We start from the raw sequence: 23,311 nt of genomic DNA on the forward strand, positions 1-23,311 counted from the left end.
GACGATTTCGGAGAAGATGGATTCTATATCTTTTAAAATTCCGTACCGCCTGTTTTTTATGCCCACATTTATTTTTTGTCAAACATATGTTCGCAAAACGTATGTTTCTTTTTGTCACTCCAAAAGACGCAATTTCCTATAAAGTAAAAAAGGCCGCCCCATTCAGAAGCCGGCCTGCTCTATGAATCTTCTAATCCACCTATAGCTCAAATACCACAAACTAATTTATTTTCCCATCCAGATGCACGTCCAGCTGATTATAAGAAATCTCAATTTCGTTCTCATCCAGCTTCAGCTTACTGTTTTCCGTGACACGCCATTTCCCCTGCCAGAAATCCTCCTGCCTGAACCAGCACCTGACCCCCAGCACCACACAGGAACTGCCCAGCTCCGACACGAAGACCAGCCTGTCCCTGTCTTTCAGCACAGCCTCATCCTCCTCCAGTACCCTGAGCAGCACTTCCTTCGCCCTCTTCAGGTCCGCCTGATAGGAGACTCCCACCGTGATGTCCATCCGGCGCACTTCCTGCATGGTGATGTTCACGAGACTGTTGTTTGCAAGGTTGCCGTTCGGCAGGATGACGGTCTGGTTGTCCGGCGTGAGAAGCTTCGTGTAGAAAATCTGAATTTCCGTGACCGTACCCTCCTGGCCGGAATAGCTTTCCCTGATATAGTCCCCCACCCGGAAAGGCTTCAGGGCCAATATCAGCACGCCGCCCGCCAGGTTGGACAGACTGCCCTGGACCGCAAGACCGATAGCCACGCCGGCAGAACCCAGCACGGCCACCACGCTGGCCGCGTCCAGCCCGAAAGAGGATGCCAGCCCCATGGCCAGCACCGCGTACAGGGTAGCTTTCACGAAAGAATCCACGAACTGTATCACGCCCAATTCCGCGTTCGCCCGCTCCATGGATTTTCTGATGATTTTCCGCAATAATTTTATCAGCCTTACGCCTATCAGAAAGAACACTGCCGCCAAGAAGATGCGAAGCCCCAGATTCAGAGCCTTCTCAGGCAGGGTGCTCAGGAACTCCTGCACCGCCCCTTTCTGTACTTTCTCCCCCACATCCGCCAGGATGTTTTCCGCGGCGCTGCCCGCTGTCAGATATGCCATCATTGTCTTCCTCTCTTTCCTCCCGATTTCCGTCCGGACTCACATCCGGCTCCTGCCTGTCCCGGTCCGCTTTCGATTTGATTCGATTCCCGTCCCTCTTCTGTCCGAACCCGCTGTGAGGCTTTCTCCTCTTCCTCATCCGGTGCCCCGATAATGATTCTGCCGTTCTCCATCTCCATACGCACCTTATTCCCATGGATGCCCATGCTCTCCAGGAATTCTCTGGGTATCTGTACGCGCCCGGCCTTGTCCAATACCGCGTATTCATCGTGGGCCTCCTCGAACACGCCGATGGCATCCAGTTTATCCGCGTAACTCTGCTTCACAATCATTTCGCTGCTGGTCTTTCCGTCCCGGATGGCCACCACACGGCTCACTTTCTTGGACAGCTCCCGGTCATGGGTCACGATGACGATAGTCAGGCCCAGGTTCTTATTCAAATCCCGGAACACGTCCAGGATATAGTTTCCCGTTTTGGTGTCCACGGAGCCTGTAGGCTCATCTGCCAGCAAAATCCTGGGGTTGTTGGCCAGGGCTATGGCTATGGCAATCCGCTGCTGCTCTCCCCCGGACAGCTGGCTTAAGCGGCTGTCCTTTTTGTGGGACATCCCCACCATCTCCAGTAGCTCCAGCGCCCTCTCTTTCTGCTTCTTTCCATGGTCTCCGCGGGTGAATCGCATGGGCAGCCGGACATTCTGCCAGGCGCTTAAATAAGGCAGCAGGTTCCTTGCATTATTCTGCCACACAAAGCCTACGGTATTCCGTTTATATTCTACCAGTTCTTTCTCATTCAATTTGAACAGATTCCTGCCGTCCACGGTCAGCTTTCCGGCAGACGGACGGTCCAGCCCTCCCACCATATTCAGGAAAGTGGATTTGCCGCTGCCGCTGTTGCCGATGATGGCCATGAGCTCTCCCTCGGCGATGCTCAGCTCCAGTCCCTGGAGGGCCAGGACCTCAAGGTCTTTCGTCTTATAGATTTTTACCAGATTCTCACAGATAATGATATCCTCACGCAACAAACTCACCGTCCTCCAACTGGTATACCACATCCCCGATTTCCATCAGCCCTGTGTCATGGGTGGTCATGACAATCGTCACGCCCTCCGAAGCCGCCAGATCCTTGAATATCTTCACTACCTGCAGCCCTGTATTCGTATCCAGCTCCGCAGTGGGCTCATCCGCGAAGAGAATCTCCGGCCTGTGGGCGATGGCCCTGGCAATGGCCACCCGCTGCTGCTCTCCGCCGGACAGTTCCTGGGGCAGATGCTGCAGCCTGCTGCCAAGTCCTACCATCTTCAGGCATTCCTCCACACGCTCTTTCCGGTTCCCCTTATACTTCGCGAGTCTCAAGGCAAATTCCACGTTCTCATAAGCGGTCATCATGGGAACCAGCGCCACCGACTGGAACACGAATCCCATCTTCACCCGCCGCAGGAGCCCCCGCTCCTTTTCGTTCATCTTCGCGATATTATTGCCCTGAAAGAACACATCCCCCTCTGTGGGATAGTCCAGAGCGCTTAAGATATTCATCAGCGTTGTCTTGCCTGAGCCGGAACGCCCTCTTAAAATAGCCAGCTGTCCCTTTTCGATTTCCAGGTTCAGCCCTTTCAGCGCCCAGAAAGTATCGCCTCCCGCCATGGGGAAGCCCCTTTTGATTCCTTTTCCCGCAATGATGCTCTCCATATCTATACCCCTTTGCGTGCCTTTGACACACCTGTCATTCAATAGACTGATAAAATGCGCGAAAGCACACTTCTTTCATACTTTCCCCCTAATCTTCGCCCAGCTTCAGCGCCTGAGATATCTTAATCTTTGAAATCAGCCAGCCTAAGATGAACATACAGATCAGTATAGCCAGCCCCACCACGCCGAACAGCCGCGCGTAGTCGCTCCTGTCCCTGATAATCTCCAGCGGAATCACCTGGTCCGCGGAAGTGTAGGCAATCTGTATCAGCGGGATGTACAGTCTGGAGGTCAGTATCCCCACCAGAATCCCGGCTCCGATGGATACGCCCGTGATGAAAATCTGTTCATTGACCATCATGGTCAATATCTCTTTCATGGACATGCCCATGGCCCGGAAGATACCGAACTGCAGCGTCCTGGACTGTATGGACAGAATCCAGTATATCAGAAAACCCGTGACGCACAGCAGCAGTACGCAGATGAAGCCTATGGTCAGGATGCCGTTTGTCCCCTGAAAAATAGGATTGTTCTTCAGGTCAATGAGCTCGGAAGCCGCATCCAGGAACACGGAATACTTCGTACCTGATTCCTCCGCATATTCATAGATGAATTGCGAAGAATCCTCCGCCTTGATCCATACCTGGTAAGGCGTCACGCCCCAGGAAGACTGTAGCTGTGACAGATGGGCCACAATGAGGAAATTGCTCACCCCTGCATATACACCGTCCTTGCCTTTCTCCCATGTAATGGGGGTATAGGAAGGCCAGTAATCCACAAATCCGTAGATGATGCCCCTCATGGAATCATTGTTCGCATTCGTATATGTCAGCACATCCCCCACCTCATAGCCGAAATACGACCGGAAGTTGGAAGAGACCAGAATCGCCCGGGAATTCTGGGATATGGCGTTCAGGTATTCGTACCAGTGGACGGGAAGAAGAGAATCTTTGAACCAGGCAGTCTCCCCGAACTCTTTGGTGTGGATGCCCATCAGCATGGCCTGGGCCCGCCCTCCTTCCACGGACACATTCACTTTCTTATCCACGAAAACTTTCGTCACGCTCTCTATGCCCTCAAGCGTCTGATACTTTCCGAAATCCGGCTCCTCATAAACCAGCTCCGACTGCCCTGCCGCCCCGCCACCCAGGGCATTGTCCGCAAGCATCGCGCTGTTGTCTTTCCAGACCTCCTGCAGCACCAGGTCGGCCCCCGCGGAATACCGAATCTTATCCTCCGCATTGGCATTTATCGTCCGCGCCGCCTGGGCATTGAAGATTCCCATGGCCAGCGTCAGAATCAGGAAAACCATGAGGAAACCCTGATTGCTCTTCGTCCGGATAATCCTCAGGAATGACACATAAAGCGAAGTAGGCCACCAGCGCTTTCCAATCATGAAAATAATTTTCACCAGCAGCGGAAAGATTCTCAGCACGAACAGCCCTGCCCCTACCATGAACAGAGAGGAGCAGAAATACAGCAGCGGATCCAGGGATGCCCCGTCCATGACCTTTATCGCCAGATATTCTTTCTGGGAATTATACTGGTACAGGCCATACAGAGAAACCCCCAGCAGAATCACATCCAGAAACAGCTTCTGCCACCAGGGGCTTTTGCTCTTTCGGTTCTTCCCGCGCTTATGGGCCACGATGTTGACATTGGCATACCGGATGACCGGCAGTACCATGGTGCAGACCCCGAATAATGCGGCCGCCCCGGCAAATATCCAGACTCTCGGCCCTATCTCCACCGGCAGCGCCGCTCTTTTCACGAACTCCAGGAAAGCATTGGACGCCCCCAGGATCCTGCACATCAAAAGACCCAGCGGAATTCCTCCCACGATTCCCAGGACGGAAATCAGCACGCTCTGCAGCAGATAGACCAGCACAATCTGCTTCTTGTCCGCGCCGCGGCTCTTATAGACCGCGATTTCGTTCTGCTCCATCTCCAGCATCTGCCCTGATACCATGAAAATAAATACGGCCAGCAGCACAAAAATCGGCATCTGCAGAATCAGTATGGTGATGTTCAGCTTCTGGGCGTTTGCCACAAAGGTCTCCATGGTGGACTTGAAGTTGACGGTGCGGCTCTTGTATCCCATATCGTCGAATATCTTGAAATAGCGCTCCAGGACGCTCAGATAATGCTCCGCCTGGTCCCCCCGCATCTGCAGGTAATCCAGAGTCGCGTACCATTCCGCATTGAACCCTGTATCCATGCGCTCCGCGTTGGCGAACAGTTCCTGGAACAACCCCTGATCCATCAGGCAGACATCCCGCCACAGACCGGGCTCCCCTATCCAGTATTCGTCCTGTTCCTGGCTGTTTTCAAAGATTCCCGCAATCCGGATCCGGTAAGGCACTTTCTCCGGATCTCTCACCTCCGACAGTTCCAGCATCTCTCCCAGCATCAGGTTCTGGTCCATGAATGTCCTCTCATTGACAATGACGTCGAACGTGTGGTCATCCAGTTCTCCGGAATACATGTCCCCATTCACGATTTTGATATGATCCGCCTGATCCGAGTAGCATCCTATCCGAATGGTCAGTTCGTTTTTTCTGCCCTCCACCGCTACCTCGTGGACAGCCTTCACATTTCCCTTATAGTACTGGGTCACTTTGAAAAGCGCCGGCACATCCAGTTCTTCCCTCATTTCCTCCATCAGCTCGGCGGCGCGGATTGTTTTCCGGAACTCCTCCTCCTTTTTCCCGGCAGCGGCATAGCCGCCTCTGAGGACAATCAGTCCCGGACAGGAACCATGCTCCACATAGTAATCGTTTAAGCTCCGTGTCAGAGTCCTCTGCAGGACAGCCTGGGAATACATCGGACTGGCCGCGGCGATGGCTATCATCAGCAGATTGCCGATCAGGAGGCTTATGACCATCCATTTCCTGCTTTCAATCTTACGGAAAACAAAACTCAACATGTTTCTGCCCCCTAATCCGCGATCACGGTCTGTCCTTCGCGGAGACCGTCCAAAATCCACATCTTCTCTCTGTTATTCAGTCCCGGCACCACATACCGCTTCTGTACCATATCATCTTCCAGCACATACACATAGCTTTTCCCCTTTTCGGCCTCCACGGCGCTCCAGTCCACCAACAGGACATCCCGCAGCTCCTCTGCATTGTACTGATACTTCAGAGTACCTGACAGCTCCTTAGGCGGCACATCCTCATACAGTTCGATCAGGGCCATTCCCTGCGGCGCCGAGCCGGGCAGGATGGAGGGCGCCGCCACCACTTTGCCCTGATAAGTCTTCAGATTGCTGCCCCTGCCGGTCTCTACGGTGACCTCCATATTGTAGCGCAGCCTGCCAAGGCTGTCCTCAGCCACAAGGTAGTAACTGTCCGTGGAATACATGGAGATGATGACCATATCCTTTGTCACCAGATCCCCCTCGCTGCAGGCGGCTATCGTATCGATCACGCCGTTGAAAGGAGCAACCAAGGTATTGTCGGCGATTTCCTCGTCCATCTCCTCCAGGCATTCTCTCAGCCTTGTAATCTCTTGTTCCGTCTGATAGACGAATTGCTCGTATTCCGCCCGGGCCTTTTCTATCCTGAGCTGCTCAATGCGCAGCTCATGGCCGCCAAGCCCCTCCAGCTTTTTGTCGGCCTCTTCCATGGCAGTCAGCCGCTCGGCCGTGCCGGTCTCCAGATTCTCAATGGTCCTCGCAAGCGTAAGCGCCAGCTCCTCCCTGTCCGCCCTGCTCACCTCGATGTCAAAGACCGCCAGGGCATCGCCCGCCTTGACTTCATCGCCTTTCCGCACCAGAAATTCCCTGAACCTGGCCTGGCTTTCGTCCCATCGAAGATCCGCCGTGACCGGATAGTATATCCGCACGGATCCCGCCGCTGTCCTTATGTAATCCCCTGTCTCTATCTGTACGGTATCATAATTGGCCTGCTCCGGAGCAATGAAATCCTCTCTGTACAGCGGCTCCTCCTGCTCACTGTTGCCGCACCCGCCAAGCGAAGCAGCAGCCGCAATCAGCGCTGCCGTCGCCAACGCCTTAATCCTGGACATAGACCATATCTCCTTCCTCCAGACCTTCTATCACTTCCGCTTTCGTATCTGTCGTCATATCCGTCTTCACATCGCAGCGCACCCGCGCTCCGTCCACCTGCCTGTAGACATACTGGCCGCTCCCGTCCCGATACAGGGCATTTATCGGGATAGTCAATACATTTTCCTTATAAGACTGATAGACCATGACGACGGCGTACTGGCCTGCCAAAATCCATGGCTCCTGAGTATCGATGGAAAACTGCGCCTGCATCTCCTCACCGGCCAGCGCCGCTTTCACCATCTCATTGGTATCATAAGGGACGAGGCTGATATCCACTTCCTTATCCAGGATTTTCGCGCAGATTCTGTCCGCACCATTTAGGGATGACTCTGAAATATACTCTGCAGACAGGCTTAAACGGCTATCATCCGCTATATAGATGACAGGAGTATAGCCCTGTATCCCATCGCCCTTTTTCATATCAGCGATGTAAACGATTCTTCCGCTGAAAGGAGCCGTTATTTCGTTTTTTCCTATCTTTTCCTGCAGTTTCCTCAGGGTCTCCTGCTTTTTCTGCAGTTCCAGGCCGCGCAGTTCCTGCGCTTCCGCCTGCGCAAGCTCCAGCTTCTGAATCTCCAGTTCTTTTGCCCAGCCGGTATAGCCGAATTGTCCCTGTTCGTGCATCATTTGGAGCTCTTCCCGGGCAATCTCGAGGTCCAGGCTGGCCTGTCTGTCGCTGAACTCTCCCATTGTGAGCAGATTGTCGATTTCCTTCTCCAGATTCTCTATCTGCTCCGCCACCTGTTCCTCGCTTAAAACAGCAAGGACATCTCCCTCCTGCACCATATCTCCCATTATGACATTGACGCTCTCCAGATAGCCGTCCACAGTAAAGTGCAGTTCCTCCGTATAGGGGACCACCTCTCCGCTGTAGATGGACAGCTGATAGATATCCTCTTTCTGCGCCACGGCCATATCCAATTTGACATCCACCGGCTCCAGAAGATCCGGGACTTCCATGGAAATACTTTTTTCCGTGGAAAAAATGTTTTCCACTGTGCATCCGGTCAGCCCTGCAGCCAGGAGCAGGACCGTCACCAACGCCGCTTTTCTTTTCATCACTGTTCTTCTTCCTGCGAATTATTAGAATCCATGCCGTCTCCGCACTTTTCATCCGAAGACCGCTCTAGTTTATGATGACGCTGTCGCCTTCCTCAAGGCCGCTTAAGATTTCCACATACTCTCCGTCCTCCAGCCCTGTGGCGATTTCCCGCAGAACACGAAGGCCGTTTTCATCCAGCATATATACAAATTTCGCTCCCTCAGCCGCCTTTATGGCATCCCTGGGCACATACAGCACATCCTCACGCTGGTCCAATATGACCTCGATGGTTCCGCTTACCCCATTTTCCAGCGTGGGATCGGGCTGAAGCAGCTGAAGATAGGCCATGGGTTCATCCCCCTCCTGCTGTTCTGCCAGGCCCAGGACCGAGGGGTCTACTGACTGGGCAGGGTATTCTTTTTTTTCACACAGGACTGTCGCCTGCGTCCCCACAGGGAAGTACCCCGCATCCTCTCCTTTTACCGTAAATACCACCGTATCCAGATCGGCCACCGTGACAAAGACCTTTCCCTTTACGGAGCGCTCACCCTCCTTCATCTTCTGGAGATATGTGACTGTCCCGTTGATATCCGCGTAAATCTGCCGTTCCCGCAATTCCTCTTTCAGTTCCTGCAGGCGTATGCCCGCTATGTACACCGCGTCGTCGGCCTCCTGCAGCTGCTTTTCATTGGTCTGCGCGTCGGCATCTTTCTGCTTTTCCAGCTCTATCTGCTGTATGAGAACGGCGTTGGCCCGGTCTACATAAGCCGCCCCCTCCGGCTCTCCCGGTTCATAATTCCTGGACCATGCCATCAGTTCTTTTATCTGTCCCTCCATGTCCGCTATGATGGCATCCTGCCTCTCCCGGTCCAGCCTCTGGTACTCCGGCAGATACGCCCTGCCGACCTGCAGGGCCCGCAGGGCGTATTCTCCGTCGGATATCTGCCGGGGCAGATCGCCCTGCTCCAGCTCCGCCAGCAAAGTGCCTTTCTTTACCTGCTGCCCCTCGCTGACATACACCTTGTCGATATACATACCGCCCAGTGAGAAGCTGTATTTTTCCTGCTTTGCAGAGGCATAAGTGCATTTGACTTTCTTGGTCAGAATCATATCCCCGCGCATGACCAGTGCCTGCTCGTATTCCGCCGCCTCGTAGCTGCGGATCACAGGGGCTGCCGGAAGCTCCTCCTCTTCCGGCATGATTCCACAGGATGCGCATACAAACGGCAGAGCCATGAAAATAAGCGTCCGCTGCAGCCTCCCCGGAATCCCCCGGGGAATCCTCTCATTCCCTTGCATTGACCAACCCTCCCCGAATCCTGTTTCCACGCTCTGGCTCAGGACTCTTTTTCCCCGGGCTCCTCAGATTTGGCGCGCCTGGCAGGCTTCTTCGCCGCCGTATTCTTCCCTGTGCTCCTCTTTGCCGCTGTACTCTCCGCTGTCTTTTTCTCCGCAGCCTTATTTCCGGTTTTTTCCGCGGCTTTCCTATAGGCCTCCATCCTTTCCGCAGCTTTTCTGTAGGCCTCACCTTTCTCCGCGGCCAGCCGATCCGCCTCCGCTTTCTCCGCGGCAGCCCGCTCAACGGCCTCTATGGCGATTTCCTCCTCCGTCAGAGGAATGTACTTCAAAATGCTCAGGGACAGCGGCGCTACCTTTACCGTGACAGAAACCGGCCTGTCATCCCATTCCCCTGCCCTTGAACGCTTCACACGGCTGTTCACGATGCCTGTGCCGCCGTATCTGGTATTATCGGTATTAAATATTTCTTTGTACTTTCCATCGTAAGGCACTCCTGTGGTGATTTCCCGCTCCACGCCAGAGAAATTTGCCACAACCAGCAGGACTTCATCCTCTTTCCGCCCTTTGCGCAGGAAAGTCAGGAAGCACTCCTCCCAGGAAATATGATTCACCCATTCAAACCCTTCCGGCGCGTCGTCCAGGGCATACAGCTCCGGGGTAGCGCGGTACAGATGATTCAGATCTTTCATCAACTCGGAGATTCCCTGATGCTCCGGCACCTGGGCCAGCTCCCACTCTACCTGCCGCGCTTCGTTCCACTCATCGAACTCACCCAGATCCTGCCCCATGAACAGCAGCTTCTTGCCCGGATGCGTCATCATATAGGCATAGGTGAGCCGGAGATTGGCGAACTTCTGCTCCCGCTCTCCCGGCATCTTCCCAATCAGGGAGGCCTTGCCGTGCACCACCTCGTCATGGGAGAACACCAGCATGAACTTCTCGCTGTAGGCGTAGACCATGCTGAAGGTCAGCTCTCCGTGGTGATGGGCCCTGAAATAGGGATCGTATTTGATATAATCCAGATAATCGTTCATGAATCCCATGTTCCACTTCAGGTCAAAGCCCAGACCGCCCTCCTCCAGCGCTCCCGTAATCTTCGGGAAAGCCGTGCTCTCCTCCGCGATGCTGAGCACGCCGGGATTGCGCTTCTTCATGACGGAGTTCAGGTGCTTGATCATCTCGATGGCTTCCAGATTCTCTTTCCCGCCGTACATGTTCGCCACCCATTCCCCATCCTTTTTCCCGTAATCCAGATAGAGCATGCTGGCCACCGCGTCCATCCGGATGCCGTCCACATGGTACTTCTCCACCCAGAACAGAGCGTTGGCGATTAAATAATTGGAAACCTGCGGTCTGCCGTAATTATATATCAAGGTTCCCCAGTGGGGATGACTGCCCTGTCTGGGATCTCTATGCTCATACAGGCAGGTGCCGTCAAAATTGGACAGCCCGTAAGCATCTCTGGGGAAATGGGCCGGAACCCAGTCCAGAATCACGCCGATTCCCGCCTTGTGCAGTTCGTTGACAAAATACATGAAGTCCTCCGGCGAACCGTATCTGGCCGTAGGGGCATAGTATCCGATTACCTGATATCCCCAGGAGCCGTCCAGGGGATGCTCCATCACGGGCATCAGTTCCACATGGGTGTAGCCCATCTCCTTGATGTAGGGAATCAGCCGTGCCGCAATCTCCCGATAATTGGCATAACTGCCGGAAAGCGGCGCCGTCACAGAGCCCAGATATATTTCATATACGCTTACCGGCGCATTTCCCGTCTGGAACCCGGCCCGGCCTTTTATGAATTTCTCGTCCTCCCAGACGAATCTGTCCAGATCCGCCACCACGGAAGCCGTCTCAGGGCGCAGCTGCGCGGCATTGCCGTAGGGATCCGCTTTCAGATAGGTCAGGCCGCCCTTTGCCTTCAGCTCAAATTTGTAATTGTCCCCCTCTTTCGCGTCAGGCACGAAAAGCTCGAAGATGCCCGAATCCCAGAGCCGACGCATCTGATGAATCCGTCCGTCCCAGCCGTTGAAATCTCCCACAACGCTGGCCCGTATCACATTAGGTGCCCACACGGCAAAATAGACGCCCCTGACATTGTCAATCGTCATGGGATGGGCGCCCAGCTTTTCGTATACGGTATAATGAATGCCGTTATTGAATTTGTCCGTATCATTTACGGTAATCTGGGGGGCGGCGCGGTAGGCTTCGCCGCATACGCGCTCCCCGCCCTCTTTGTCTTTCACCAGATAGTGGTAGGCAGGCAGCGTCTTTCCTTTCTCCGGCAGCAGCGCCGCAAAGAAACCGTCCTCGTCGGCAAGCTCCATCTGCACCGATTTCCCGCTTTCCCCGAATACCACGGACACCTCCGCCGCGCCCGGGAAATACGCCTGCACCAGCGTCTGGTTCCCCGCTTTATGGGGCCCCAGCACTTCGTGGGGATTGTCGCACTCCAAGTAGATAATTTCCTCGATTTTGGGCCAGTTCATCAGGTTATAAAGTTTTTGTGTCATATTCTGTATCCTTTCCTATTAATTTGTCTTTCTATCTCCCGTCATCATACGATATATCGTGCAGAAATAATCCGCTGCGCAGTTTCGGCTCGAACCAGGTGGACTTAGGGGGCATCAGCCTCCCCGCATCGGCCACCGCGAACAGCTCCCCTATGGAAGTAGGATACATTGAAAAAGCCACTTCCAATCCCTCGTCCACCCGGCGCTCCAGTTCCTCCAGTCCCCGGATTCCGCCCACAAAGTCGATGCGCTTGTCCGTCTTCGGATCCTGAATGCCCAGAACGGGCCCCAGCAGATAGTCCTGCAGCAAAGATACATCCAGACCTGCCACTGCGTCCTCTGAAAGGATACCCTGCTTTGCAGTCAGACTATACCACTCGCCGCCCAGGTACATGCCGAATCTGCCTTTTCTGTCGGGACGGTATGGCGACTGCTCCGCTTTCTCTATCCGGAAGTTTTCGGCGACCTTTTCCAGAAAGCCCTCTTTCGTACAGCCGTTCAAATCTTTTACCACGCGGTTGTAATCCATGATATATAATTCTTCATCCGGGAACAGCACCGAAAGGAAATAATTGAATTCCTCCTCTCCAGTATAATCCGGGCAGGATTCACGCCGCATCAGGCCTACCTTTACCGCCGATGCGCAGCGGTGATGCCCGTCCGCTATATAGACCGCGTCCATCTGCCCGAACAGTCCCCGAATCTCTTTCACCCGGTCGGGCTCCCCAATCACCCATACCCGGTGCCGGATGGAATCCTCAGACGTAAAATCACAGACGGGAGCATTCTTTTTCGTCTCCCCGACAATCTCCCGCAGCCCGTCGTTGGAGCGGTATGCCAGAAAAATCGGGCCGGTCTGCATATCGCATGTATCCACATGGCGGATTCTGTCCAGTTCCTTGTCCGCCCTTGTGTTCTCATGTTTCTTGATGACGTTCCCGCAGTAGTCGTCGATAGAGGCACAGGCCACGATACCTGTCTGGCTTCTGCCGTTCATAGTCAGCTCATAAAGATAATAGCAGGGCTGCGCCTCCTTGATGAATTTCCCCTGTGATATCCAGTCTCGCAGCAGCCGCGCCGCCCTTTCATAAACCTGCGGGGCATAGGTATCCACCTCCTGCCCGAAGCCTGTCTCCGCCCGGTCTATAGCCAGGAAAGAATCCGGATTCCCCGCCACCACTCCGGTGGCCTCCTGCCTGTTGTACACATCATAGGGCAATGCCGCGATTTTGCCCTCCATGCCAGGCGCCGGACGATACGCGGAAAATGGTTTGATATCTGCCATTGCTTTCTTCCTCTTTTCTATATAAGCTAATGTTCATCTACACCCCGGCTTTCTTTTCAGGATAAGCTGATTCTGCCATAGATGGCTCCCTTCTGAACGGGAAATCTCTGAATTATACATTTTCTACACTGAATTGACTAAATCCGCCGGTTAGATACATTTTATCAAAAATATCTGTACTTAACAAGGATCTAGTGATAAACTGTAGTTGAAAAGTTGTGGAGGGATGACTTTATGCGGAAGATATTAATCATGGATGCCCAAAATTATGATACCGCTCTGCCGGAATTCTGCAGAACCGCCGTCCGCGGAATCATTTTCATCGACGGAAAGCTTGTACTCAGGCTGCTGAAAGAATCTCTCCCGATGCACTAACAGACAGACTACAGGAAAGGAACGAGGTATTAAAATGACAGACGAGAACAGAAAACTGTTGGAACGAATCAATAACTATGCGGAAGACGTGCTGGGAGAAATCGATCCCCAGAAAGTGCCGGTCTCCGTCCAGCTGGAGAAGCTGAGGCCTGTGATGGAGGAAATTGCCGCGGAGAAGAATATGAGCCTGGAGGATCTGTTTATTCTGTATATGGATCTGCAGAGCGAAGCCTCCTGCGCCACGAACCAGAAACTCAAGGACAGCCTGCAGGATATCAATGACGGTTTCGACGGAGGCTCGCCGCTGCTGTTCCGCTGAGGGGGCGGGCTCTGCGCCGGCTCCGAGTGCCTGCCGCAGGCAGAAAACAGGCTCGCTGCTTTCGCAGGCAATGCCATAATACAAAACGCCCATTGCCTTCTCCTTCCGGCCATAAGACAATGGGCGATATAGCTTCATAATGTTTATAACTCCTAAAATCCCTTAGCCCTTAACAATCCGGACGCGGAACACACCCTTGATGTTCTCAAGCGCACGAATAGTCTCCTCAGTGGGAACCTCCTCCACATCCAGCATGGTGTAAGCCACTTCTCCCCGGGATTTGTTGGTCATGTCGCTGATGTTGATGCCTTTCTCACCAAACTCCGCCGCGAACTTCGTGATCATATTCGCGATGTTCTTGTGGAAAATCGCCACGCGCCCGGCCTTGCTGCAGACGCCCATGTCGCAGGAGGGATAGTTGACGCTATTACGTATATTTCCATTCTCCAGATAATCCATGATTTCCTCTACCGCCATAACGGCACAGTTGTCCTCGGACTCCCCGGTGCTGGCTCCCAGATGGGGGATGACGATGCAGCCTTTCTGCCCCGCGGTGGTGGGATTGGGGAAATCGGACACATAACGGGCAACCTTGCCGCTCTGAAGCCCTGCCAGCACGTCCGCCTCATTGGCCAGCAGGTCTCTTGCGAAGTTCAGCAGAATGACCCCGTCTTTCATCTTCCCGATAGCCTCAGCATTGATCATGCCTTTGGTGGAATCCATCAGCGGCACATGGATGGTGATGTAATCGCACTCCGCGTAGATATCCTCCACATTGGTCACATGATGGACTGCGCGGCTTAAGCTCCATGCGGCATTGACGGACAGATAAGGGTCATATCCGTACACCTCCATGTCCAGCGCCACAGCCGCGTTCGCCACCTTTACGCCGATTGCGCCCAGACCGATGACGCCCAGCTTCTTGCCCTTGATCTCGGTGCCGGCGAAATTCTTCTTGGCCTTCTCCGCGGATTTCGAGATATCCGCGTCATCCTTTGCCGCTTTCACCCACTCTATGCCGCCGACCACGTCCCTGGCCGCCAATAACATCCCCGCGATGACCAGCTCTTTCACGCCGTTGGCATTGGCCCCCGGCGTATTGAACACCACTACGCCATGCTCCGCGCACTTATCCAGAGGGATATTGTTGACCCCCGCGCCTGCCCTTGCCACCGCAAGGAGCCCTTTCGGCAGCTCTGTCTCATGCATGGATGCGCTGCGCACCAAAATGCCCTCTGCCGCCTCCACATCGGCGGTAATCTCATAGGAATGCCCCTCTTCCTTTTGACTGCTTAAATTCTGTAACCCCACCTGGGCGATGGGATTCATACAATGAATCTTGTACATGTGTTCTCCTATCTGGATGACTCCGATTTTTAATACGGCCCACTTATGGCGATCCGCTTTAGCCTCTAAATGTGATTGCATGCTTCCTGCCGATGCCCTGTGCCGCTCTGGCAGACCTTACAGATTTTCCGCCTCGAATTTCCTCATGAACTCCACCAGCTTCTCCACCCCCTCCAAAGGCATGGCATTGTAGATGCTGGCGCGCATTCCGCCTACAGACCTGTGGCCCTTCAGATTCTCGAATCCGGCCTCTTTCGCCTCCTTGACGAACTTGGCGTCCAGTTCCTCATTTCCTGTCACAAAAGGCACATTCATCAAAGAGCGGTCCTCCTTGCGGACAGTTCCTCTGAAGAGCCTGCTCTCGTCCAGGAAATCATAGAGAATCTTTGCCTTTTTCTCATTATATTCTTTCATGGCCTCCAGGCCGCCCTTTTTCTTCAGCCATTTGAAGACCTTGCCGCAGATATAGATGCCGTATGCGGGAGGCGTATTGTACAGGGAGTCATTGTCGGCATGGATCTTGTAGCGCAGCATGGTGGGAGTGCCGGGCAGCACATCCTCGGTAATCATATCCTCGCGGATAATAACGATGACCACGCCCGCAGGCCCGATATTCTTCTGGACGCCGCCGTAAATCACGGCATATTTGGACACATCCACAGGCTCCGACAAGAAGCAGCTGGATACATCCGCCACCAGCGGCTTTCCCTTGGTGTCGGGCAAAGTCTTGAACTTTGTCCCATAAATGGTATTATTCTCACAGATATAGACATAATCCGCGTCCTCGCTGACAGGTAAATCAGAACAATCCGGAATATAAGAAAAAGTCTTATCTTCTGAAGAAGCAATCTTATTCGCTTTTCCGTAAATTGAGGCCTCCTGCCAGGCTTTCTTCGCCCACTGGCCGGTGACGATGTAGTCCGCCACCTTATTCTTCATCAGATTCATGGGAATCATGGCGAACTGCTGGCTGGCGCCTCCCTGCAGGAACAGCACCTTGTAATTATCCGGAATCTTCATCAAATCACGCAGATCAGCCTCCGCTTCTTTGATAATCGTATCGTAGGCCTTTGACCGGTGGCTCATCTCCATGACGGACATGCCTGTCCCCTTATAGTCAAGCATCTCTTCTGCTGCTTCCCGCAGCACCTCCTCGGGCAGAACGGCAGGCCCTGCGGAAAAATTATATACTCTCTTCATCTCCATCCTCCTCGTATCCTATTTACGCCTAATTACAGAATACCCTCTTCAAACACTTTAGTCAAGTACATCGCTAAACTTTTTCTATATTAGTGATTTTGCGCATTCTGCTGGTCAATGGACATATCGCTCATCAGTAGAACATGATGACCGGCATCCCTATTTCCGCCATCTCATAGAGCTCTGACATGGCGTTCGCAGGCGTATTGATGCAGCCATGGGAACCGTTCGTCTGATAGATTTTCCCGCCGAAGCTGACTCTCCAGCTGGCGTCATGGATTCCGATATTCCCTTTCACCGGCATCCAGTATTTCACGAAAGATTCATAGTCTGCACCGCGCAGAATCTGGTTCCGCTGTTTCGCGTAGACAAAATTGATGCCCTCCGGGGTTCCTCTTTGCAGTCCTGTATTGCCAGTGACGATATCCGTCTCCAGCTTCAGCTCTCCATCCGCATAATAATACATTTTCTGCTCTGACATGTCCACCTCGATGTAGGTGCCGCCAATGTCATCCAGCCCCCGCACATACCCCTCCTGAATATATGCGGGCACATGCACATCCGTGCCTGACCTCCGGGCCTGCAGCGCCTCCAGAAGATATGTTTCCTCGGCCTCCACATCCAGTTTCGTCCCGTAAGTGACATATTTTACCGCCACCGTATCCCCTCTGGTAGCCGCGAATTGCTTCTCTGTGCCACAGGTATCATAGTCTGCCGCCAGAGCCTCCACCCAGAGCCGGACTTTTTCCTCGCTGACCACAATCTGTCCGTTCTCGTCCAGAACAGGACAGCCATTTCCCTCTGCCTCCAGGAAACCGGCCAGAACCGCCGGCGTCAGCGCAATCTGCTCCGCCCCCATGTCATATATGATTTGACTTTCCTGGTCAACGAACCCGCTCACCTGTTCCCAGATATCCCTCTGCCTTTTGTCCACGGCGCTGTCTTCAATATCTTTATAGCACTCTCCCTCCGCCAGATCTATGGTGGTCTGTCCCTTGGCCAGACATTCCATCACATAGGCGCAGGCCTTCTCCGTGTTCAGCCGATGCAGATTGCCGTCCTGCAGCGTAAAGCCCTCGTCTGATTTGAGCACTCTGACGCCCTCGGCTTTTTTGCGTTCCTCCGATACAAAAGGCAGCTCCTGGAAACAAGCCCGCAGCATCTCTTCGTCCGCAATATATTTTCCCGGCGCCAGCCTGCTGGATACAGGTTTCCTGAGATTGTCCATCCAGAAGACAGAGGCATTCCGTCTCAGATATTCTTTCAATGCATCCGAATAATCCGGCCTGATGTCAGCGGCCGGCATATCGATTTCCCAACTCACACAATCGGCATCCACGATTGTTATCACGGATGCCTCCTGTGCGTTCACCAGTTCTTCATTTACCTGCTCTATTGATTTTCCGGTGCAGTATACCCCGTTAATCCATGTATTTACAGGAAAGTTGCTGCGGTAATACAAGGTGAGGGCCAGCATCCCTCCCAGCGCCAGAATCAGACCGCTGAGCAGGAATATCAACACAAGCCGAAATAGCTTTCTCATAGCATTTGAAAAATCCTTTTATCATTCGCTTTTTGCTTTCAGATCATCTCCGTCAAATACCTCTACAAGAGGCGCTCCTGCCGGAACCATAGGGAATACCTTGTCGTCCTCCGGTATGATGCACTCAATCAGAACCGGCGCTTTCAGAGCAATAGCCTTCTCTATGGCAGGCTGTACCTCTTCTTTCGCAGTCACCCGGATAGCTTCGCATCCCAGTCCCTCCGCCACCTTGCAGAAGTCCACCTTGTCGCTCAATACCGTCTGTGAATAACGCTTCCCATAGAACAGGGTCTGCCACTGCCGCACCATGCCCAGCACATGGTTGTTGATGACCACCTGGATAATGGGAATATTATAACGGCTTGCCGTAGCCAGCTCATTCATATTCATACGGAAACATCCGTCTCCGGCGATATTGACGCATATCTTGTCCGGCTGTCCCAGCTGCGCGCCGATACAGGCCCCAAGGCCATATCCCATGGTTCCCAGGCCTCCTGAAGACAGGAAAGTGCGGGGCTTCGTGTAGCGATAATACTGGGCCGCCCACATCTGGTGCTGTCCCACGTCCGTGGTAATCAAGGCCTCCCCTTTTGTGACCTTGTCTATAGTCTCTATCACATAGGGGCAGGATAACTGGGAATCGTCATATTTTAGCGGATATTTCGTTTTCAAATCAGCGATCATCCTCATCCACTCGCCATGCTCCTGCTTCGTCAGGCACTTGTTCAGCTCCTGGAGCACCGTCCTTAAATCCCCTACCAGACTGGCATCCGCGCGGATATTCTTGTTGATTTCCGCCGCATCGATGTCGATATGGACAATCCTGGCATTCTCCGCGAATTTCTTTGGATTGCCGATGACACGGTCAGAGAATCTGGCTCCCAGGGCAATCAGCAGATCGCACTGGCTGACTCCCAGGTTGGAGGTCTTTGTGCCATGCATGCCTATCATGCCGGTATAGCGGGGGCTGCGGCCGTCAAAGGCGCCTTTTCCCATCAGCGTATCGCACACGGGGGCGTCTATCAGCTCCGCAAAAGCCGCCACCTCGTCACAGGCCTCGGAAATGACCGCTCCGCCGCCCAGATAGATATAGGGCTTTTGGGCAGATTGGATATATTCCACTACCTGATTCATCTCCTCTTCCGTATAGCGATATACCTTGCGCTTCTCCTCCACAGGCTTTGGAGTGTATTCGCAGACAGCGGCAGTCACATCCTTGGTGATGTCCACCAACACAGGGCCGGGACGACCGCTTCTCGCGATGGTGAATGCCCGCCTTATGGTATCCGCCAGTTCTTCCACGTTTTTGACGATATAACCATGTTTTGTAATAGGCATGGTCACGCCTGCGATGTCCACCTCCTGGAAGCTGTCCTTCCCCAGCATGGGAAGCGTCACATTGGCCGTAATCGCCACCACGGGCACGGAATCCATATAAGCCGTGGCGATTCCTGTCACAAGATTCGTGGCGCCGGGACCGCTGGTGGCCATGCACACGCCCACCTTTCCCGTAGCCCTGGCGTATCCGTCCGCCGCATGGGCCGCTCCCTGTTCATGGGATGTCAATATATGCCTGATTTCATCGCTGTGTTTATACAGGGTGTCATATATGTTCAGGATGGTGCCTCCCGGGTATCCAAAGACGGTATCCACGCCCTGTTCCTTCAGGCATTCCACTACAATTTCCGATCCTGTCAGTTGCATTCCTGGTTCCTCCTATTCAGTTGCCGACTACGATAATTCGTTCCGCCCATATCCTCACGTCGCCAGTCTTTGCACAGAATTCCCGGCTGCTTTTCGCCCGCAGTTTTGCAGCCGCTGCTGGGACGGCGCTGTTATTTCACATCTATAAGCCGCATCCCACATTCCGAAAATCTGCGATGCCCACGTCCTTTTTCCGCCTGCACTGTCCTTATTTCTGGATTTCCAGGACTGCGCCGCGGTTGCCGCTGGTGACCATCTCACGGTATCTGGTCAGGTATCCTGTGGTGACTTTGGGTTCTCTGGGCTGCCACTTTGCACGCCTCTGCGCGAGGACTTCATCGTCTACCAGAATGTCCAGCCTGTTCTCCGGGATATTGATGCTGATGATATCGCCCTCTTCCACCAGCGCGATAGGGCCTCCCACCGCCGCCTCGGGAGATACATGGCCTATGGAGGCGCCTCTGGACGCGCCTGAGAAGCGTCCGTCCGTAATCAGCGCTACGGAAGAACCCAGCCCCATGCCCGCGATGGCAGAAGTGGGATTCAGCATCTCGCGCATGCCGGGGCCGCCCTTGGGTCCCTCGTAGCGGATGACCACCACATCTCCGGCCACGATTTTGCCGCCCTTGATGGCATCGATGGCATCCTCCTCGCAGTCGAACACTCTCGCAGGGCCCTGGTGCACCAGCATCTCGGGCACTACCGCAGAGCGCTTCACCACGCCGCTGTCAGGAGCCAAATTGCCTTTCAGGATAGCGATTCCGCCGGTTTCGGAATAGGGATTCTCCACTGGACGGATGACTTCCGGATTCAGATTCCTGCAGTTTTTGATGTTTTCGCCGATGGACGTGCCGTTTACGGTCATGCAGTCGAGATTCAGCAGATTTTTCTTCGTCAGTTCGTTCATCACCGCGTAGACGCCGCCCGCTTCGTTCAAATCTTCCATGTAGGTAGGGCCTGCCGGGGCCAGATGGCACAGGTTCGGGGTCTTTGCAGACAGTTCGTTGGCGATATCCAGGTTCAGATCCACTCCCGCTTCTCTGGCAATGGCAGGAAGATGCAGCATGGAATTGGTGGAACATCCCAGGGCCATGTCCACAGTAAGGGCATTCAGAAAGGCTTCTTCCGTCATGATATCACGGGGTTTTATATCTTTCTCAACCAGCTCCATAATCTTCATGCCGGCATGCTTTGCCAGACGGATACGCTCAGAATAAACCGCCGGAACGGTACCGTTGCCCTTCAGTCCCATACCGATGGCTTCCGTCAGACAGTTCATGGAATTAGCCGTATACATGCCGGAGCAGGAGCCGCAGGTAGGGCAGACCTTCTCCTCATACTCGCAAAGCTCCTCCATAGTCATGGTGCCCGCCGCCACGCTGCCTACGGCCTCGAACATGGAGGACAGGCTCTTCTTCTGACCGTGGACGCGCCCTGCCATCATGGGGCCGCCTGACACGAAGATGGTGGGGATATTTACACGGGCCGCTGCCATCAGGAGTCCGGGCACGTTCTTGTCGCAGTTGGGGATGCACACCAGCCCGTCGAAGCCGTGGGCCAATGCCATACACTCCGTGCTGTCCGCTATCAGATCCCTGGTCACCAGAGAATACTTCATGCCCACATGTCCCATGGCGATGCCGTCGCACACCGCGATGGCAGGAAACATGATGGGAGTGCCGCCCGCCATGGCCACGCCCATCTTCACGGCCTCCGCGATTTTGTCAAGGTTCATATGGCCGGGCACGATCTCATTGTAGGAACAGACAATGCCGATTAAAGGGCGCTGCCTCTCCTCCTCTGTGTAGCCCAGCGCGTTGAATAAGCTTCTGTGGGGCGCCTGCGCGGCGCCCGTCTTTACTGCGTCACTCCTCATGTTAGTCCCTCCTGATTTGGTATTTCATCTATGATTTCCGAACTTATTCCGCCTCCTGTTGAAAAACGCTCATCATATTTCGCCAAGGCAGTCTCCAATGCTTCTCTGGCATCTATCCTCATCCCACAGCACAATGCCAAAAGGGCAAAAATGCAGTCTCCCATTTCCATCTTCGCATTATCACTATATTCATGTCGTCCGGAAATAACGCTCTTTTTGCCGTAGTCAACTGTTTTCAGAATCTCCTTGCCAAGCTCACCCACTTCGCTGACCAGGTCGATATAGCGTATCTCCGCATTGCCAGATAATCCATATCTTCTCATGTGCCTTTCAACAGTATCCTGCATCTATCTTATCCTCCCCTCCAGCAAGCTGCCCATCTCGCTGCAGCCCACTTTTGTACAGCCTTCAGAATAGATGTCTCCCGTGCGGTATCCGTCCTTCAGCACCTGCTTCACGGCCTGCTCAATCGCATCCGCCTCCTTGTCCAGGTCGAAGCTGTAGCGCAGCATCATGGCGGCGCTCAGAACCGTAGCGATAGGATTCGCGATGTCCTGCCCCGCAATATCCGGCGCGGAGCCGTGACTGGGCTCGTAGAGGCCAAATTTGCTGTCGTTTAAGCTGGCGCTGGCCAGCATGCCGATGGAACCTGTGACCATGCTGGCTTCATCGGACAGGATGTCTCCGAACATATTTTCGGTAAGAATGACATCGAACTGAGCCGGGTCTTTCACAAGCTGCATGGCACAGTTGTCCACCAGCATATGCTCCAGCTTCACCTCCGGGTAATCCGCGGCCACTTCCTCCACCACTTTCCTCCACAGCCTGGAGGAATCCAATACATTGGCCTTGTCCACGCTGGTCACTTTCTTCCGCCGCTTCATGGCGATGTCAAAGCCTTTGATGGCGATGCGGCGGATTTCATTCTCGTCATAGGTCAGGGTATCGATGGCCTTACGCACTCCATTCTCCTCAACAGTCCTGCGCTCGCCGAAATACAGGCCGCCTGTCAGTTCCCGCATAATCAGCATGTCGAAGCCCGCTTTGCTGATTTCTTCTTTCAGGGGACATGCTCCTGCCAGCTCGTCATAAAGCACTGCGGGGCGCAGGTTCGCGAACAGATTCAACGCTTTCCGGATAGCCAGAAGCCCCGCCTCGGGACGCAGATTGGGCGGCAGCTTGTACCAGGGGGATTTCGTAGTGTCGCCGCCGATGGAGCCCATCAGCACCGCATCTGCCGCCTTTGCCTTGGCAATGGCCTCCTCCGTCAGGGGAACCCCATGCACGTCGATGGACGCGCCTCCCATGAGAATGTCCTCAAAAATCATCTTATGTCCATATACCGCAGCAACCTTTTCCAGAACCTTTTTAGCTTCTCTTATAATCTCCGGCCCGATTCCGTCGCCGGGAATGCATGTTATATGTAATTCCATCTTCCTTTTCCTTTCAAAGCATTTCTTTTTATCATAACTGATTCAGGCATAAATATCAACAAAATATTATAAAGAATCAATCACTTCTTCAAAAAAACAGGCCTATGCCGCCTGGGCACAGACCTGATTCCCTCATTCTTTTCACAAAAAGCCTAAAATGAATCAATCGGATAACATTCAGTTCTCTCCGGCTTTCTCCACGCGGCTGATTGCGGACTTTTCCATCGGGATACGGCAATTCTTGTTGCTGCCGAATTCCACGATGACCATGTCATCTCTCATATCGATTACAACGCCGTAAAAACCTGATGTGGTCAAAACCACATCCCCAATCTCCAGTGCCGCCAGCATGGCAGCCACTCTCTTCTTCTCCTTGTTCTGGGGACGCATCAAAAAGAACCACATCGCACCAATGACCACAGCATACATAAGGAGCATGCTTATCAAACCGACTCCTCCTCCTGCCGCCGCATCAGCTTCTGTCAACAATATACCCATCTTTC

The 23,311-nt window shown here is 53.7% G+C and carries 19 protein-coding genes; 2 read left to right on the top strand and 17 right to left on the bottom strand.

All coding sequences use genetic code 11. The annotated features are described in order from the left end of the window. Positions 1-220 precede the first annotated feature (220 nt). The 9 genes from NFS35_RS22610 to NFS35_RS22650 form a co-directional block, all read right to left on the bottom strand. On the bottom strand, positions 221-1,114 hold the full coding sequence (locus NFS35_RS22610; protein WP_251209328.1) for a mechanosensitive ion channel family protein: 894 nt from the start codon (positions 1,112-1,114) through the stop codon (positions 221-223). After that, on the bottom strand, positions 1,114-2,136 hold the full coding sequence (locus NFS35_RS22615; RefSeq protein WP_330640417.1) for an ATP-binding cassette domain-containing protein: 1,023 nt from the start codon (positions 2,134-2,136) through the stop codon (positions 1,114-1,116). Before NFS35_RS22615 ends, NFS35_RS22610 begins: the two co-directional genes overlap by 1 nt. Beyond that, positions 2,126-2,800, bottom strand: a complete 675-nt coding sequence (locus NFS35_RS22620) for an ABC transporter ATP-binding protein (RefSeq protein ID WP_251209329.1) — start codon at positions 2,798-2,800, stop codon at positions 2,126-2,128. The genes NFS35_RS22615 and NFS35_RS22620 overlap by 11 nt, the downstream gene beginning before the upstream one ends. A gap of 88 nt (positions 2,801-2,888) precedes the next feature. Beyond that, positions 2,889-5,726, bottom strand: coding sequence for an ABC transporter permease (locus NFS35_RS22625; RefSeq protein WP_251209330.1), 2,838 nt, complete (start codon positions 5,724-5,726; stop codon positions 2,889-2,891). 11 nt (positions 5,727-5,737) lie between these two features. Then, a complete protein-coding gene (locus NFS35_RS22630) occupies positions 5,738-6,829 on the bottom strand; it encodes an efflux RND transporter periplasmic adaptor subunit (protein ID WP_251209331.1) in 1,092 nt (363 codons plus the stop codon). Further along, positions 6,816-7,934, bottom strand: coding sequence for an RND family efflux transporter (locus NFS35_RS22635; protein ID WP_251209332.1), 1,119 nt, complete (start codon positions 7,932-7,934; stop codon positions 6,816-6,818). Before NFS35_RS22635 ends, NFS35_RS22630 begins: the two co-directional genes overlap by 14 nt. A 64-nt stretch (positions 7,935-7,998) precedes the next feature. Further along, entirely contained in the window at positions 7,999-9,213 is a 1,215-nt protein-coding gene (locus NFS35_RS22640; RefSeq protein ID WP_251209333.1) for an efflux RND transporter periplasmic adaptor subunit, read from the bottom strand. Between the two features lie 38 nt (positions 9,214-9,251). After that, positions 9,252-11,726, bottom strand: a complete 2,475-nt coding sequence (gene glgB / locus NFS35_RS22645; protein WP_251209334.1) for a 1,4-alpha-glucan branching protein GlgB — start codon at positions 11,724-11,726, stop codon at positions 9,252-9,254. Between the two features lie 31 nt (positions 11,727-11,757). After that, positions 11,758-13,011 (bottom strand): DUF1015 domain-containing protein, encoded by a 1,254-nt coding sequence (locus NFS35_RS22650; protein ID WP_251209335.1) that lies wholly within the window; start codon positions 13,009-13,011, stop codon positions 11,758-11,760. A 234-nt stretch (positions 13,012-13,245) separates the two neighbouring features. On the opposite strand from NFS35_RS22650, the gene NFS35_RS22655 reads away from it, so the two are divergent. Together NFS35_RS22655 and NFS35_RS22660 are read left to right on the top strand one after the other, a co-directional pair. Continuing rightward, positions 13,246-13,386, top strand: coding sequence for a hypothetical protein (locus tag NFS35_RS22655; RefSeq protein ID WP_251209336.1), 141 nt, complete (start codon positions 13,246-13,248; stop codon positions 13,384-13,386). 34 nt (positions 13,387-13,420) lie between these two features. Beyond that, complete coding sequence (locus NFS35_RS22660) at positions 13,421-13,705, top strand: hypothetical protein (RefSeq protein WP_251209337.1); 285 nt, start codon at positions 13,421-13,423, stop codon at positions 13,703-13,705. 162 nt (positions 13,706-13,867) lie between these two features. Here the strand turns inward: NFS35_RS22660 and NFS35_RS22665 are convergent, their stop codons facing one another. From NFS35_RS22665 to yajC, 8 genes are all read right to left on the bottom strand, one after another. Continuing rightward, complete coding sequence (locus tag NFS35_RS22665) at positions 13,868-15,052, bottom strand: phosphoglycerate dehydrogenase (protein WP_251209338.1); 1,185 nt, start codon at positions 15,050-15,052, stop codon at positions 13,868-13,870. Between the two features lie 117 nt (positions 15,053-15,169). Next, the gene (gene serC, locus NFS35_RS22670) at positions 15,170-16,252 is read right to left on the bottom strand and encodes a 3-phosphoserine/phosphohydroxythreonine transaminase (protein ID WP_251209339.1); all 1,083 of its coding nucleotides are present in this window, start codon (positions 16,250-16,252) and stop codon (positions 15,170-15,172) included. A 133-nt stretch (positions 16,253-16,385) separates the two neighbouring features. Then, positions 16,386-17,795 carry a L,D-transpeptidase gene (locus NFS35_RS22675; RefSeq protein ID WP_251209340.1) on the bottom strand — a complete coding sequence of 470 codons (1,410 nt, stop codon included), beginning with the start codon at positions 17,793-17,795 and terminating at the stop codon, positions 16,386-16,388. Positions 17,796-17,816: 21 nt separating this feature from the next. Further along, on the bottom strand, positions 17,817-19,499 hold the full coding sequence (ilvB, locus tag NFS35_RS22680; RefSeq protein ID WP_251209341.1) for a biosynthetic-type acetolactate synthase large subunit: 1,683 nt from the start codon (positions 19,497-19,499) through the stop codon (positions 17,817-17,819). A gap of 208 nt (positions 19,500-19,707) precedes the next feature. Continuing rightward, positions 19,708-21,375 (bottom strand): dihydroxy-acid dehydratase, encoded by a 1,668-nt coding sequence (ilvD, locus tag NFS35_RS22685; RefSeq protein WP_251209342.1) that lies wholly within the window; start codon positions 21,373-21,375, stop codon positions 19,708-19,710. Then, the gene (locus tag NFS35_RS22690; RefSeq protein WP_251209343.1) at positions 21,372-21,722 is read right to left on the bottom strand and encodes a MazG nucleotide pyrophosphohydrolase domain-containing protein; all 351 of its coding nucleotides are present in this window, start codon (positions 21,720-21,722) and stop codon (positions 21,372-21,374) included. Before NFS35_RS22690 ends, ilvD begins: the two co-directional genes overlap by 4 nt. After that, positions 21,723-22,808 (bottom strand): 3-isopropylmalate dehydrogenase, encoded by a 1,086-nt coding sequence (leuB, locus tag NFS35_RS22695; RefSeq protein ID WP_251209344.1) that lies wholly within the window; start codon positions 22,806-22,808, stop codon positions 21,723-21,725. It abuts the gene before it with no gap. 177 nt (positions 22,809-22,985) lie between these two features. Next, positions 22,986-23,306 carry a preprotein translocase subunit YajC gene (gene yajC, locus NFS35_RS22700; RefSeq protein ID WP_251209345.1) on the bottom strand — a complete coding sequence of 107 codons (321 nt, stop codon included), beginning with the start codon at positions 23,304-23,306 and terminating at the stop codon, positions 22,986-22,988. Positions 23,307-23,311 lie beyond the last annotated feature (5 nt).

Source organism: Acetatifactor aquisgranensis, assembly GCF_943193215.1.
Taxonomy (GTDB): domain Bacteria; phylum Bacillota; class Clostridia; order Lachnospirales; family Lachnospiraceae; genus Acetatifactor; species Acetatifactor aquisgranensis.